The following is a 13,020-nucleotide window of genomic DNA, read 5'->3' on the forward strand; positions in this document are numbered from 1 at the left end:
GCCGAGTTTCCGGCGCCGCCGCGGTTTGTCTGTCTACAAAGGACTACTTACAGGCGAGCGTTCCGGTGCGCAGCGCGTGGTTGTCGTCGTTGTCGTCGTCGGACCACACGACCTGCTTGCTCCCGTTCGCACAGGTCGGCGAGATCGCGAAACCCTCGTTGTTGTAGTTCGACATCCCGGACGGGCGGTCGTACTGCGCGGTGACCGCGAACGCGCCCTTGGCGTTGACGTCGAGCGTGGTGGTGCGGCCCTTGCACGTGTTGTCGCATTCGGCCCACAGGTGGCCGGTCGACGGCTCGTATTCGAGGTCCATCACCGCCGGGAACCCGCTGTCGATGGTGGCGACGCGGGTGTACTTGGTGCCGGACTGGTCGAGCGCGTACGCGTAGACCTTCCCGTTGGCCTCGAGCCCGACGAAGTACAGGCCGGTCCCGTGGTTCGGGTAGCTCGCCGGGTCGTAGGCGGCTTTCGTGTGCTCGTCCCGGAATTTGTGCGCGGTGAGCGCCGAGTCCGGCACCCAGGCGATGGCCTCGAGGCCCTTGTTGGGCTCGACCGACGGCAGGTCCGAGGTGAGGTCCCACTCCCCGGTCGCGTTCAGCGACTTGCCCGACCCGGAGGTCGCGTACCGGAGCACAGCGGGCTTGCTGGTGTCGCCGTTGTCGTTGTCGCGCTCGGTCGAGGTGAAGACGCCGTCCGGGGTGAAGACGACCCCTTCGGCGTCCGGGTCGCCGCTGCCGTCGGAGTAGTGCATGGACTTGCCCTTGGCCCAGCCGTTGGCGGTGTCGGGCCGCCATTTGCCGCCGTCCTGGACGAGCCGGTACAGGGTGCTCGGGCCGTTCTTCACCGCCCACAGGACGGTGGGCGATTCGTACGACACGCCGCTGAGGTTGGTGCCGAAAACCCCGGAGTCGTCGGCGATGGCCACCTTCGACCCGCCGGGCCACGCGGTGGCTTTCGGGGTGGCCGCCGGCGCCGCGTGGGCCGAGCCGGCCCCGACCGCGAGCGCGAGGACCGACAACGCGACAGTGACTCGGATTTTTCCACGCCGATGTGTTCCACGCTGGTGCGCAAGCAAGGAGCCGCTCCTTCTGTCCGTCTTGGCACGGGTGCAGGGCCGTGCCGAGGTGGTCGCTGCTGACAAGCGGCGGTCCCGCGTCGCGGGACTTACAGCAGTGGGTGATCGACAGTGGAGCACAAGGCGTGGCCAGTAGGCAACAAACAGCAGGTGACGTTGTCCCGGTGATCGGCACGGCGGTCTCGCGCCGCGCCGATCACCATGCGAGCCAACGAGAACCGATCACCGAGCGACGGTCCGCCACACCGGCACGTTGACGACCGCCGCCGGCATGCCGGGAGCCCCGTGGTCTCCGGGAACGATCGTGAAGCGCCATTTGTCGACGCCGCCGCCCATGATTTCGGCATAGCGGCGAGCGCCGTCCGCGTTCGCGAAGCGGACCTGCTGACCACTGGCGAGGTGGGTGATCTTGACCGCCACACTGCCTCCTGGGATCGATCGAGGGGAGGGGTTCTGCCTGGGTGCCGGCCCGCGGAGCTTCCCCCTCCGGGGCCGGCTCGATCAGTAGAACACGTGTTCGATTCTGGGGGCAATCCAGGTCCCCCTCACGAGCGACCCTGGCTGTGTCGGCAGGCGATAGTTGGCATCTGCGGGAGATAGCGGGCACTGCCGCTGCTTGGGTGAATGCCGTGAGGTCAGCCGATGGGGCGCCGTCGAGGCGGGCCGCGGCGCCGGGGAACAGTGCGAGGGCATTGCGTCCGATGTCCTGGCGTTGCCGCGGCGTCAGGCCGTCGAATTCGAGCAGGGATTTCCGGTTGGCTTCGATGGTTTCCTCGGTGCTGCAGGGCACGCCGGAGTCCGAGCCGTAGACGAGGTGGTCGGGCGTGGTCATGGTCAGTGCCGCCGCCAGGCTGGACGGAAACCCGGTCGCGGCGGTGTCGAGATAGAGCCGTCGCAACTGGGCGCGGATTTCGTCGGTGCTCAGCCCGTTCGGGTTGGGAACCCAGGTCTGGGCGCCGAGCAGGCCGAGCCGGCCCGACATGGCAGGCAGCGCACCGCCGCCACCGCAGTGGGCGACGATCAGCTTTACGTTCGGGTATTTGCGGAACACGCCCGCGTAAAGCATGTCGACAATCGTCCGCGTGGTCTCGAAACCGACCTCCAGCAACGGCGCCGGCCGGCCCTGCACGCCGTCGGCGTAAGCGTCGGGATGCGCGAATACCGTGGCACCGCGGCGATCGAGCTCCGCCCACATCGGTTCCAGGCTCGGGTCGCCGAGGTACACGCCGTTGCGTCGGCAGGTCACTGCGAAGCCGTCCGCGCCGAGTTCCGCCGCTCGGCCGAGTTCGGCCATCGTCGCGGCGACGTCGTCGGTGGGCAGGGCGGCGAGCAGGCCGAAGCGGTCAGGGTACTGCTGCGTCAGGCTTGCCCCGTAGTCGTTGGATGCCAGCAGTGCCTCGGTCGTGGTGGGCTGATTGCTCAGCATCTGCATGCGGATGCCGGTCCGGTCCATCTGCTCAAGTGTCTGCTCGACGGTCCAGTGGTACGGCTCCGGGGCCAGGAAACAGGCGTCGCGCATCGACCGCCAGGCCGCCTCCCGCTGTTCGGGGGTGGTCGGCGGGGTGTAGTGGGCGTGGACGTCGATCCAGGCTTCGGTCATGGTGCCAGCCTGCGCGCACCAGCATCCCAAAGGAACCGAATACGCTCCATACTGGCCATAGAGTCGGCCTATGCCCCTCGAGAACCAGCTGCACGGCCTCGACACCAATCATCTCTACGCGCTGCACGGGCTGCTGACCGAGCGAACCGTCACCGGCGCCGCCGCCCGGCTCTCGCGCACACAGCCGACACTGTCCGCCGCACTGGCTAAGCTGCGCCGCCACTTCGGCGACGAACTGCTCACCCGCGTCGGCAACCACTACCAGCTCACCCCGTTCGCCGAACAGGTGCGGCCGTTGGTGAGCGTCGCGGTCGCCGCGGTCGAGCGGGTGTTCTCGGCGCAGTCGGAGTTCGACCCGGCGGGTTCCGGCCGCGTGTTCACGATCGTCTCCTCGGACTACGGGACGAGCATCGCCGGCGCCCGGCTTGTCGCGCTGCTCGAAGAACGCGCGCCGAACGCGAGTGTCCGCTTCAGCCCGGTCACCGCCGAGGCGCTCGGCCGCGACGGCGAGTTCTTCCGCACGGTGGACGGGATCTTCATGCCGCACGGCTACCTGGACCTGCCGCGCTCGCTGGACCTGTTCCGCGACCGCTGGGTCTGTGTGGTCGCGGACGGCAATCCGGACGTCGGCGAGCAGTTGACGATGACGGACCTGTCGCGGCTTCCGTGGGTCACCACGTTCCGGGACCCGCTCGAGAGAGCGCCCGCGTGGCGGCAGATGGAACTGCTGGGGATCGCGCCGCGGGTCTGCGCGACCGCCGATTCGTTCCTGGCGATGCCGCATCTGGTCCGCCGTAGCGGCGGGATCGCGTTCGTGCAGCATCGGCTGGCCAAGGACCTCGCGGGAGCGCTCGGCGTGCGGATCGTCGACGTGCCCTTCGACGCGGTGCCGATCGTCGAGGCGTTCTGGTGGCATCCGATGCACGACGCGGACTCCGGCCACGCGTGGCTGCGCGGGCTGCTCGCCGAGGCCGCATCGAACATCGAGTGAGGCGGGCTCTTCTGACCAGCTGTCAGATGAGCGCGAGCGTCGCTCATCGTGCCACCTTCAACGCCAGCGCGATGATGCCGACGGATGGTCGACGGGTCGCCTGGCGCGGCCTTGATACCAGCCTGACACGGCACATCGACGAACTGACCTGTCTGGCCGGTGAATGCTCGATCCGTTCCGAAACACGCCAGCACCAGGCGCACCCGAAATCAGTTCCCGGACCGGGCTAGGCGCTGCAAGACTGCCGTCTCATGGAGAAGAGCCCGCGGGATGTCACCGAGCTGGTTGACCGGATGCGCGACGGGCAGCGAGTCAAGTTCCTGTTCTTCTGGGGGCACCAGCCGGAGCGTGACGGAAGCGCCGGACGGGGCTGTCTGAGCCAGTGGTGGCCCGCGCCCTTCACCGAGGACGGCCGGATGTTCGCCACGGCCGAGCACTACATGATGTGGCGGAAGGCCTTGCTGTTCGGCGACGAAACGAAGGCCGAGCGGATCCTGGAAGCCCGGCATCCGCGCCAGGCCAAGGAGCTGGGACGCGGCGTCGTGGGCTTCGACCAGAAGCAGTGGGAGGCCTGCCGCGGCGAGATCGTGCTCGCCGGCAGCGTCGCCAAGTTCGGGCAGAACCCGGAGCTGCTTCGTTTTCTGCTGGGCACGGGGAAACGGGTGCTGGTGGAGGCGAGTCCGCTTGACCAGGTGTGGGGGATCGGCCTGGCCGCGGACGATCCGGACGCGGAGAACCCGGCGCGATGGCGCGGGCTGAATCTGCTGGGCTTCGCGTTGGCGCAGGCGCGGACGATCCTGGCGGAACCAGCCTGAACGATCGCGAAACCGCTTGTGCTACAAGGAAGACCGCACCATCGCCACCCGAGGCCACCGGTCCAGCCCCCGCGCGATCTCCGTCCGCCGGATCTCCCGCAGTGCCGGTCCCAGATCCTCGTCCGCCAGCACGCGGAACCCGAGCCGCTCGTAGTAAGGCGCGTTCCACGGCACCTCCGCGAACGTCGTCAGCGTCAGCCCGGACAGCCCGCGCTCCGCTGCCCACGTGCCGACGGTCTCGATCAGCGCTCGACCCAAGCCGCGGCGTGCGTGGCTCGGCAGCAGTGAAACCTGTTCCACGTGGCCGAAACCGTCGACTTCCTCGGCGAGCACGTATGCCGCGATCACCCCGTCGTCGTCCCAGACCCAGCACCGGCCCTCGGACTGGAACACCGCGAGGTCCTCGACCGAAGGCGGTGCGTCGTCGGCGATCTCGGCCATACCGACGGTCCGGAACGGTTCTCCGGCGGCGCGTTCGAGGTCGGGCAGCACAGACAGGTCGGCGGGGGCCGCGAGACGGATCACCGGTCCGATTTTACGGCTACACCGAGTACTCGGAAATCGCCTTTCCGATCTGCTCGGCGTAGCCGCGCAACGCCGTGATCGCCCGTTCGCGCTCCGTGTCGCCGACGCGCGTGGCCGGCCCGACGAGGCTCAGCACGCTCGGCCGGAGCCGGTCCGCGTCGACCGGCACCGAGCACGCCCACACGCCGTCCTCGATCTCGCCCCAGCTCTGCGCAAAGCGATTGACCAGCGCGTGCTTGAGGGCGTCGCGCACCTCGGCGCCGCGCTCGTCGGCGATCCGGGCGACCTGGCGTTCGCGTTCGCCGTCGGGCAGCAGGGCGAGCAGCATCTTCCCGGTCGCGCCGACGCCGAGCGGGATCGAATGCCCCGGCTGGAACGTGAACCGCATCGCGCGGTCGCATTCGACCCGGTCGCTGCACACTGCGAAATCGCCGAAGTGCTGGAACAGCAGGATCGTCTCGCCGAGTTCGCGCGCGGCCTCCTCCATCGTCGGCCGCGCGATCCGCGCCAGGTCGTTCGCGAGCCGGGCGGCGCGCGCGAGCGGCATGACGCGGCTGGTGACGTGGTAGCGCCCGGAGCGCGCCTCTTCGAGCAGCTGCAGTTCCTTCAGCAGCTGCACATAGCGATAGGTGGTGGCGACCGGGCTGCCGATCACGCCGGCGAGTTCCGCCACGCTGGCCTCCCAGCGCTGTTCGGTGAACGACAGCAGCAGCTGGAGCACTTTGCGGGAACTGTTGGCGCCGGCCGTCCGACGGAGTCCGGGTTCCGACATCCTGAAAGCCTCTTCGTGAGATCACCGAATTCAGTCACGAACGCGTCGGTAAATTACCACAGGTCACGGTTTTTCCGCCCCAGCAAGGAACGGTGTCAGCAATCCGGGCACAGCGGTGTCGGCGAGCGCGAGCCCGGCGCCCTGCTCGACGTCCAGCACGCGGTAGTGCCCGCGGCCGGCGGCGATCGGCGCGGTGACGGTCACGAGACCGGCCCGCCGCTGGAACAGCGACTGGTGCACGACGATCCCGGTCAGCCGGTCACGCCGGACGGCGACCGTCGCCCTGGCCAGCGACCCGGAACGGGTCACCAGGTACCGGCCGGTGATCGCGTGGCCGAGCGAGCGGTACCGGTCGAAGCCCACCAGGACGGCGAACGGCAGCAGCACGAGCGCGGCCTGCCACGGCCATTCCGGCAGCACGTCGAGCCGGGCCAGCGCGAACAGCGCGGCCGACAGCGCCAGCACGGCGAAGACGGCCCGGGTGATCCGGCGGGTCAGCGCGCGCCGGGAATGCCGCACGAGGGGGATGTTCGCGAAGTCCTCGCCGAGCACGTCGCTCGCGATCTCCCTGGCCTTCGCGGCCGGAGCGGGCGGCAGCAGCAGGCCGCCGCCGCGGTCCGCGCCCTTGCCCTCGCGCAGACCCGCCGCGACCGCGACGCACTTCGCGCCGCCGACCATCCGCAGCGGCAACGGTTCCTTGATCTCGACGCCGCGCAACCGGTCTTCCTCGATCGACACCGACCGCGTCGTGATCAGCCCGCGCCGGATGTGCAGTGTCCCGCCCGGTTCGCGCGTGAGCCGGAAGTTCCAGAACGACAACACGTATCCGCCGACCGACAGCACCGACACCAGCACGAGCAGCCCGGCCGCCGCCAGCACCACGGTGAGCCACACCGGCTGTGCGAGCGCGCGGGCGGTGAGGTCGCGCAGCGGCCCGAAACTCGTCGGATCGAAGTGCAGTTCGTGCGCGAAGTGATAGACGGTGCCGAGAATCGCCGCGACCACGGCGAGCCCGGACAGCGTGAACGGCGCGAACCGCACCCAGCGCTTGTCGACCTCGGCGACGAGCGACTCCGGCGGTCGCGGCGCCTCGGATTCGGCCGGTTTCCGGTGCAGCAACAGGGTCCGCAGCCGCTGGGCTTCGGCACGGGTGACCGCGTCGAGCACCAACTGGTCCTTGCCCGGCCCCTTTCCGTGCTCGTGCCGTCCGGTGCCGATTCGTACCGCGGACAGCGAGAAAAGCCGATGTTTCGGCTCTGAAACCACGTCTACGGCACGGATTCGATCGAGCGGAATCGCGCGTTGCTTGCGCAGCAGCAACCCGGTGTGCCATTCGATCTGGGTCGCGGTGACGCGGTAGCGCGAGGTGAGGCAGTGCGAAATGCCGACGCCGATCGTCACGGCGGTGGCCACGAGACCGATCCACTGCCAGTAATTACCGTGGCCGAGCAGCAGCGCGCCAACCAGTACCGGAAGCGACTTCACCAGGTCGAGAACGGGGCGGATCAACAACATCCGGCGGTCGAGACGGTGCCAGGGCGCGTCGCCGGTGCCTTCGGCGGCGACCGGCGGGGAGGGCGCGGTGGCGTTCACGTCGCGTCCCCGCGCACGGCCTGGGTGGTGCGGGTCAGCTCGTCGGCCAGCGTGACCGCGACCTCGCGGTCGAGCCCGGAGATGCGCAACGGCCCGGCGGCGGACGCGGTCGTGACGGTGAGCCGGGCCAGCCCGAACAGCTGCTCCAGAGGACCGCGTTCGACGTCCACCGTCTGGATCCGCGAGATCGGCGCGATCCGCCACTCCTGCTTCAGCCAGCCAGACTGGGTGTAGACGGCCTCGCCGGTGACTTCCCAGCGGTGCACGCGATACCGCCACTGCGGCATGACCAGCAGGTGCAGCGGGGCCAGCACGCAGGAGAGCACCAGCGTCACCGTGAGCCACGACGGCGGGTCGTCCGCGGTCGCGACCACCACCGCCTGCACGGCGAGCACGATCAGCCAGCCGGCTCCCGCCGACGCCGCCCAGTGGCCGATCGCCCGGCGGCTCACCCGGTGTTCGGGCGGGCGCAGCCGCAGTTGCAGAGTGGTGGATTCCTCGGTGTTCACCTGCTCAGAGTGCCCGACCGGACGCGCAGATGCCCACGACAAGTGTCACGGTCCCCCGATCCGGGGTGGCCGATGAGTGCGGGGCGTTACTATTTCCGCCGCGCGCGGGATGGATTCGCAGCCGGGCCGCGTTGTACCGCGTACGTCCGTGCAAGCGAGCAGCAGGAGGATCCGGTGGGACTCGATCCCGAGGAACTGTACGAGGTGGACTCGGACGTCCCCGACCTGGACGGAGCCGTGCTCCTGCACTTCTTCGAGGGTTTCATGGACGCGGGCTCGGCCGGGCGGCTGGTCACCGACCACCTCGCAGGCGAAGTGGAGAACCGGGTCATCGCGCGGTTCGACGTCGACCGGCTCATCGACTACCGGTCGCGCCGCCCGACGATGATCTACGCGGTCGACCACTGGGAGGAATACGAGGCTCCCGAGCTGGTCGTGCGCCTGCTGCACGACGACGACGGCATGCCGTTCCTGCTGCTGTCCGGCCCCGAACCGGACCGCGAATGGGAGCTGTTCGCGGCCGCCGTGCGGCAGCTGGTGGAGTGCTGGGGCGTGCGGCTGACCGTGGGTTACCACGGGATTCCGATGGGCGCCCCGCACACGCGCCCGCTCGGCGTCACGGCGCACGCGACCCGCGAGCACCTGGTCGGCGAGCACCAGCCGCTGCCCAATCGCATGCAGGTCCCGGGCAGCATCGCCGCGCTGCTGGAGTACCGCTTCGGCGAATGGGGCCACGACGCGATGGGCTTCGCCGCGCACGTGCCGCACTACCTGGCGCAGTCGACCTATCCGGCCGCCGCGCTGACGATCCTCGAGTCCATCGGCAAGGCCACCGGCCTGCGCCTGCCCGACGGCGAACTGCGCACCGCGGCCGAGGTGGCCAAGGCGGAAATCGACCGCCAGGTCGCGGAATCCGACGAATCCGCCGACGTGGTGCGCGCGCTGGAACGTCAGTACGACACGTTCACCGAAGCGTCCGGACACAGCCTGCTCGCCGAATCGCAGGAACACATGCCGACGGCGGACGAGCTGGGCTCGCAGTTCGAACGATTCCTCGCGGAACAGGGCGGGGACGGCTCCGAACGCTGAGCCGAGAGGTACGCGACGCCTGCGGATCGGACCGTCTGCCAGGCCCACCAGAGCCGGGCCGTCATGATCGCCACGCCGGACATGGTGCGGCCCGCACGTTGCCGGGAGGCAGCGGGGACGGGTGTGGCGGGTGACATCTGGTGAAGCTAGCCGGTGCGCGGGTCGGCCCGGCACCCGGACAGGCCCCTAGCGCTTCCGCAGCCGTCCGTGGGGGGAACCCTGACGGAATCAGAGTCCCTCAGGGTTCCCCTCACGGACAACCACAGAGGGACCCGGCCACCCCGCCAGCTGCCGCAGCGCCTCGCTGGTCGGCCCGAACGCGTCCCCGAGCAGCGCGTGCAGCTCGCCGTTGAACGTCTCGATCACCGGCCGCAACCGGGCTAGCGTCGCGGTTCCCTCGGCGGTCAGGTCCAGCACCAGCGCCCGGTGCTGCCGCGGATGCGGCTCCCGGACGATCAGCCCGGCGTCGATCAGCCGCCCGGTCATCGCGGTGATCGCGGATTCGCGCTGGCCCAGCTCAGCGGCCAGTTCGCGCTGGGTGAGCCCCGGCCGATCGTGCACCGCGAGCAGCGCGCCGAGCTGCGCGGTCGTCACGCCGCCCGCCGCGAGGCAGCGCCGGTCGCCCTCGACGCGCAGCCGGTGCGCCGCGCTCTGCAACAGGAAGAAAAGACGTTCGTCGGCGGCCATGCGGGGATCTTGACAGTGATCTCTTCTCGCCGCCATCCTCACTTCACTACTGAAGTACTTCACTACTGAAGTGAGGACTGGGAATGGACTTGGACTTCGCGCGCGCCGGACTCGCCGCACAACCGTTCAGCGTCCTGCTCGGCGCGCGAGTCGAGGAATTCGGCGACGGCCGCGCGGTGCTGGAACTGAAGGTCCGCGACGATCTCCGGCAGCAGAACGGCTACCTGCACGGCGGCGTCCTCGCCTACGCCGCGGACAACGCGCTCACCTTCGCCGCCGGGACGGTGCTCGGCGCGCAATTGCTCACGAGCGGTTTCTCCATCGACTACCTCGTTCCTGCCGACGGAGTGCTGCTGCGCGCGGAAGCGACGGTGGTCCAAGCGAGCCGTTCGCGGGCCACCTGCCGCTGCGATCTGTACACAGTGGACAGAGACGGGAAGTCGACGTTGTGCGCGGCGGCGCAGGGATCCGCGGTGGTCCGGCGGCCGGCTACTCCCGGGTAAACCAGGCAGTTCGAGGCGGCGTCCGGTTGTCGGCTATCGTCCCGGAATGAACCAGGAAAGCCAAGATCGGCTGACGACAAGGACTTTGGGCCCTGCGCTGCGCCGGAAGGCCGGCCTGGTGCTGCGCCGGGCCGCGGCCCGGCTGCACGATCCGCACACCGACCAGCTCGCCGAACTGCGCGCGGAACTGGAGCGGACGCGCGAGGAACTGCGCTCCGAGGTCGTCCGGCAGGGGGATCGGCTGCTGGACCGCGTGGTCGAGTTCGAAATCCGCAGCCGTCGCGACATCGTGTACGCCGGCGACCAGGACGCGGCTCTGGAGAGCAACGTCTTCGCGCGCGAAAGCCTGATCGGGGCGCAGCATTTCGGCAGCCCCAAGGAAACGCTGGAGTACGCGCTTTCCCTCGCGCCCACCGGCGGGATGGCGCTGGAGTTCGGCGTCGCGTCCGGGAACACGCTGCGCACCATCACGGCCGCGCGCAAGGCCACCGAGGTGTACGGCTTCGATTCGTTCGACGGACTGCCCGAGGCGTGGCTCAACGGCATGCCCGCCGGCGCCTTCGCTCGCGACGACCTGCCGGACGTGCCGGGGGCGGAACTGGTCGTCGGCCTGTTCTCCGACAGCCTGCCCGGATTCCTGGAGAAGCACCCCGGTCCGGTCGATTTCCTGCACGTCGACGGTGATCTCTACAGCTCGGCGAAGACCGTGCTGGACAACGTCGGCCCGCGGCTGCGGGTCGGCAGCATCGTGCACTTCGACGAGTTCTTCAACTTCCCGGGCTGGAAACGGCACGAGTACCGGGCGTGGACCGAGCACGTCGAGAAGACCGGTGTCGAGTTCACTTACGAGGCCTACACGTACAACGACAACCAGGTCACCGTGCGGATCACCGGCGGTCCCGGGCTCATGGACTGAAGCAGCCGTGCTCGTTGAGCGGTCCGATCGCGGGCAGGATCAGGCCGCACAGGTAACCGTCGATCCACCGGCCGTTTCCGGTGAGATTCGCGGCGAACCGGACGAGCGGGGCCAGTTTCCGGATTCCTTCGGCGAGCGACGCGCGGTTTCGTTCGAGCAGTGCGGTGAGCCGGTCGAGCTGGGTGAGCACCGGGCCGAGTTCGCGGTCGTTGTCGGCGACGAGCCCGGACACCTCGACGCCTAACTGGCGGGCTCCGCTGAGCAACGCCTGAATGGCCGACTCGCGTTTGCTTACCTCGGCCAGCAGCTGGTTGCCGTCGGTGAGAAGCCGGGTCAGCTGCGCGTCGCGGTCGGCGAGCGTGGCGGAAATCGTGCGTGCTTGCGTTAAAAGGTGAGCCAGTTTCGCGTCGCGGGTCGAGAGGGAGTCGGAGAGCCGCGACAGCCCGGTCAGCGTCGTGCGGACGTCGGCCGGTGTGTGCGCGAAGGTCTCGGAAATGGCGTGGAAGCTGCGCGAGAGCTGGTCGGTGTCGATGGCGTCGACGGTCGCGGCCAGCTGCCGGAACGCGGGCAGGACGTCATACGGAACAGTGGTCCGGTCGCGCGGGATCGGCGTGTCCGGATCGAGTGACCCCGCCCCGACCGGGTCGAGCGCGAGATATTTTTGGCCGAGCACCGTTTTGATCCGGATCGCGGCCGATGTCCGGTCGCCGAGCCACGCCCCCGACACCCGGAACGACACCCGGACGGACGCGCCGTCGAGGGAAACCTCAGATACCCGGCCGATTTTCACCCCCGCGATCCGGACGTCGTTGCCGGTCTGGAGCCCCGCGGCTTCGCTGAACTCGGCGGCATACGCGGTGCCGTCGCCGATGATCGGCAGATCCGGTGCTCGCAGTGCGGTGAGGACGCCGAGGACGAGCACAGTCATCCCGACGAGAGCGGTGCGCACGGGGCGCCGGTCGGGATGCACAGCGTGGATGGTGACTCGCCCGGCCGGGTGAGGCCAGTCATGCCACCCGAATGGGCGCTTTTGCCTAGTGTCCACTTAGGACTGTTCGCGCTCGCGCCCTGCGCGCGCCCCCTTTTTATTGCCGCACCAGCCGCTCCTGTCGTGTGCCATTCTGGCCTGACCGGCCGACGTGACCGGAGTCATCGGAACATCCGGTGCGGGTCGGCCGTTGAAGGGGTGTGCAGCGAGCGCGGAAAGCCGCGCCGACGCCGATCGGGGAGGAGCCACCATGCGAGACCTGACCACCGGATTGCACCCGGCGCCAGACCTCGTGGACGACACGGACGCGGCCCGGCAGGAGGAACGCCGCCGCAAGGCCGCGCTGGCCGTCGCGTCCAGGGCCAAGGACGCGCAGGAATGCGCCCTGCTGCTGGACATGCTGGGGCTGCACGCCCCGGGCGGCAGCCGGACCGAGGTCGCCTGAGTTCCGTCCGAGGGGCTCGGAGTTGTTCCGGGGTATTTCGGGGTATTCGGGCTCGGGGTGTTCGGGGAAGAACACACTGCGACCGGCGTGCGGACCGGTCGCGGGCTTTGTCGGCTCGCGCGCCAGAGTGCCCTGGGGAGGGCCGGGCTGGCTGCGACTGAGCGATAACGAGCCAACCGGCCCGGCTGCGGAGGCGGCCGGGCCGTTTGGCTTGTGGTGAGAGGTTTCGACTCCGGAGAACGGGGAATCCAGCGGGATTGCCGGATGAAGCAGGGACCCGGTGGGGCAGTTGGAGGCACCGGGGAACCCGGCGGGCCTGCTGGACGGAGCGGGGACCGGGCGGGGCAGTTGGACAGACCGGGGAAGCCCGGCGGGCCTGCCGGGCGGAGCGGGGACCGGGCGGGGCAGTTGGAGGTACCGGGGAACCCGGCGGGTCTGCCGGACGGCGCGGGGAACCTGAAGGGGTAGCTGGAGATGCCGGGGAACCTGACGGGTCAGCTGGACAGGCCCCG

At 69.5% G+C, this 13,020-nt stretch carries 15 protein-coding genes and 1 pseudogene; 7 read left to right on the top strand and 9 right to left on the bottom strand.

What is annotated here, in order from left to right; genetic code table 11:
- Positions 1–43 precede the first annotated feature (43 nt).
- The 3 genes and pseudogenes from ABD156_RS12450 to ABD156_RS12460 form a co-directional block, all read right to left on the bottom strand.
- A complete protein-coding gene (locus ABD156_RS12450; RefSeq protein ID WP_344271072.1) occupies positions 44–1,018 on the bottom strand; it encodes an esterase-like activity of phytase family protein in 975 nt (324 codons plus the stop codon).
- A gap of 279 nt (positions 1,019–1,297) precedes the next feature.
- Complete coding sequence (locus tag ABD156_RS12455; RefSeq protein ID WP_344272298.1) at positions 1,298–1,495, bottom strand: hypothetical protein; 198 nt, start codon at positions 1,493–1,495, stop codon at positions 1,298–1,300.
- A 265-nt stretch (positions 1,496–1,760) separates the two neighbouring features.
- Positions 1,761–2,675: pseudogene (locus tag ABD156_RS12460) on the bottom strand (amidohydrolase family protein); the annotation flags it as partial.
- Positions 2,676–2,745: 70 nt separating this feature from the next.
- On the opposite strand from ABD156_RS12460, the gene ABD156_RS12465 reads away from it, so the two are divergent.
- From ABD156_RS12465 to ybiA, 3 genes are read left to right on the top strand one after another with little or no spacing between them, the layout of a single operon-like run.
- Entirely contained in the window at positions 2,746–3,666 is a 921-nt protein-coding gene (locus ABD156_RS12465; RefSeq protein ID WP_344271075.1) for a LysR family transcriptional regulator, read from the top strand.
- Between the two features lie 26 nt (positions 3,667–3,692).
- Positions 3,693–3,896, top strand: a complete 204-nt coding sequence (locus ABD156_RS12470; protein WP_344271078.1) for a hypothetical protein — start codon at positions 3,693–3,695, stop codon at positions 3,894–3,896.
- A 21-nt stretch (positions 3,897–3,917) separates the two neighbouring features.
- Positions 3,918–4,481, top strand: a complete 564-nt coding sequence (gene ybiA / locus ABD156_RS12475; RefSeq protein WP_344271081.1) for a riboflavin biosynthesis intermediates N-glycosidase — start codon at positions 3,918–3,920, stop codon at positions 4,479–4,481.
- Between the two features lie 21 nt (positions 4,482–4,502).
- On the opposite strand, the gene ABD156_RS12480 is transcribed toward ybiA, so the two are convergent.
- From ABD156_RS12480 to ABD156_RS12495, 4 genes are all read right to left on the bottom strand, one after another.
- A complete protein-coding gene (locus ABD156_RS12480) occupies positions 4,503–5,006 on the bottom strand; it encodes a GNAT family N-acetyltransferase (RefSeq protein WP_344271084.1) in 504 nt (167 codons plus the stop codon).
- A gap of 16 nt (positions 5,007–5,022) precedes the next feature.
- Positions 5,023–5,727 carry an IclR family transcriptional regulator gene (locus tag ABD156_RS12485; protein WP_344271087.1) on the bottom strand — a complete coding sequence of 235 codons (705 nt, stop codon included), beginning with the start codon at positions 5,725–5,727 and terminating at the stop codon, positions 5,023–5,025.
- 114 nt (positions 5,728–5,841) lie between these two features.
- Complete coding sequence (locus ABD156_RS12490; RefSeq protein WP_344272302.1) at positions 5,842–7,293, bottom strand: PH domain-containing protein; 1,452 nt, start codon at positions 7,291–7,293, stop codon at positions 5,842–5,844.
- A gap of 74 nt (positions 7,294–7,367) precedes the next feature.
- The gene (locus ABD156_RS12495) at positions 7,368–7,922 is read right to left on the bottom strand and encodes a PH domain-containing protein (protein ID WP_425546106.1); all 555 of its coding nucleotides are present in this window, start codon (positions 7,920–7,922) and stop codon (positions 7,368–7,370) included.
- 132 nt (positions 7,923–8,054) lie between these two features.
- Between ABD156_RS12495 and ABD156_RS12500 the strand changes: the two genes are divergently transcribed.
- On the top strand, positions 8,055–8,969 hold the full coding sequence (locus ABD156_RS12500) for a proteasome assembly chaperone family protein (RefSeq protein WP_344271093.1): 915 nt from the start codon (positions 8,055–8,057) through the stop codon (positions 8,967–8,969).
- A 228-nt stretch (positions 8,970–9,197) separates the two neighbouring features.
- On the opposite strand, the gene ABD156_RS12505 is transcribed toward ABD156_RS12500, so the two are convergent.
- The gene (locus tag ABD156_RS12505; RefSeq protein ID WP_344271096.1) at positions 9,198–9,656 is read right to left on the bottom strand and encodes a MarR family winged helix-turn-helix transcriptional regulator; all 459 of its coding nucleotides are present in this window, start codon (positions 9,654–9,656) and stop codon (positions 9,198–9,200) included.
- 83 nt (positions 9,657–9,739) lie between these two features.
- Between ABD156_RS12505 and ABD156_RS12510 the strand changes: the two genes are divergently transcribed.
- Together ABD156_RS12510 and ABD156_RS12515 are read left to right on the top strand one after the other, a co-directional pair.
- Complete coding sequence (locus ABD156_RS12510) at positions 9,740–10,159, top strand: PaaI family thioesterase (protein WP_344271099.1); 420 nt, start codon at positions 9,740–9,742, stop codon at positions 10,157–10,159.
- A 46-nt stretch (positions 10,160–10,205) separates the two neighbouring features.
- Complete coding sequence (locus ABD156_RS12515) at positions 10,206–11,075, top strand: class I SAM-dependent methyltransferase (RefSeq protein WP_344271102.1); 870 nt, start codon at positions 10,206–10,208, stop codon at positions 11,073–11,075.
- On the opposite strand, the gene ABD156_RS12520 is transcribed toward ABD156_RS12515, so the two are convergent.
- The gene (locus tag ABD156_RS12520) at positions 11,065–12,003 is read right to left on the bottom strand and encodes an MCE family protein (RefSeq protein ID WP_344272305.1); all 939 of its coding nucleotides are present in this window, start codon (positions 12,001–12,003) and stop codon (positions 11,065–11,067) included. The genes ABD156_RS12515 and ABD156_RS12520 overlap by 11 nt on opposite strands.
- Before the next feature lie 310 nt (positions 12,004–12,313).
- Between ABD156_RS12520 and ABD156_RS12525 the strand changes: the two genes are divergently transcribed.
- On the top strand, positions 12,314–12,508 hold the full coding sequence (locus ABD156_RS12525) for a hypothetical protein (protein WP_037715467.1): 195 nt from the start codon (positions 12,314–12,316) through the stop codon (positions 12,506–12,508).
- The last annotated feature ends 512 nt before the right edge of the window (positions 12,509–13,020 follow it).

The organism is Amycolatopsis albidoflavus (assembly GCF_039525725.1).
In the GTDB taxonomy this organism is placed as follows: Bacteria; Actinomycetota; Actinomycetes; order Mycobacteriales; family Pseudonocardiaceae; genus Amycolatopsis; species Amycolatopsis albidoflava.

Excerpts from the sequence above, each read along its gene's own strand:
- ABD156_RS12515 (WP_344271102.1), top strand. The coding sequence starts at position 10,206 with ATGAACCAGGAAAGCCAAGATCGGCTGACGACAAGGACTTTGGGCCCT.
- ABD156_RS12470 (WP_344271078.1), top strand. The coding sequence starts at position 3,693 with ATGAGCGCGAGCGTCGCTCATCGTGCCACCTTCAACGCCAGCGCGATG.
- ABD156_RS12520 (WP_344272305.1), bottom strand. The coding sequence starts at position 12,003 with ATGACTGTGCTCGTCCTCGGCGTCCTCACCGCACTGCGAGCACCGGAT.
- ABD156_RS12490 (WP_344272302.1), bottom strand. The coding sequence starts at position 7,293 with ATGTTGTTGATCCGCCCCGTTCTCGACCTGGTGAAGTCGCTTCCGGTA.
- ABD156_RS12510 (WP_344271099.1), top strand. The coding sequence starts at position 9,740 with ATGGACTTGGACTTCGCGCGCGCCGGACTCGCCGCACAACCGTTCAGC.
- ybiA (WP_344271081.1), top strand. The coding sequence starts at position 3,918 with ATGGAGAAGAGCCCGCGGGATGTCACCGAGCTGGTTGACCGGATGCGC.
- ABD156_RS12465 (WP_344271075.1), top strand. The coding sequence starts at position 2,746 with ATGCCCCTCGAGAACCAGCTGCACGGCCTCGACACCAATCATCTCTAC.
- ABD156_RS12505 (WP_344271096.1), bottom strand. The coding sequence starts at position 9,656 with ATGGCCGCCGACGAACGTCTTTTCTTCCTGTTGCAGAGCGCGGCGCAC.
- ABD156_RS12525 (WP_037715467.1), top strand. The coding sequence starts at position 12,314 with ATGCGAGACCTGACCACCGGATTGCACCCGGCGCCAGACCTCGTGGAC.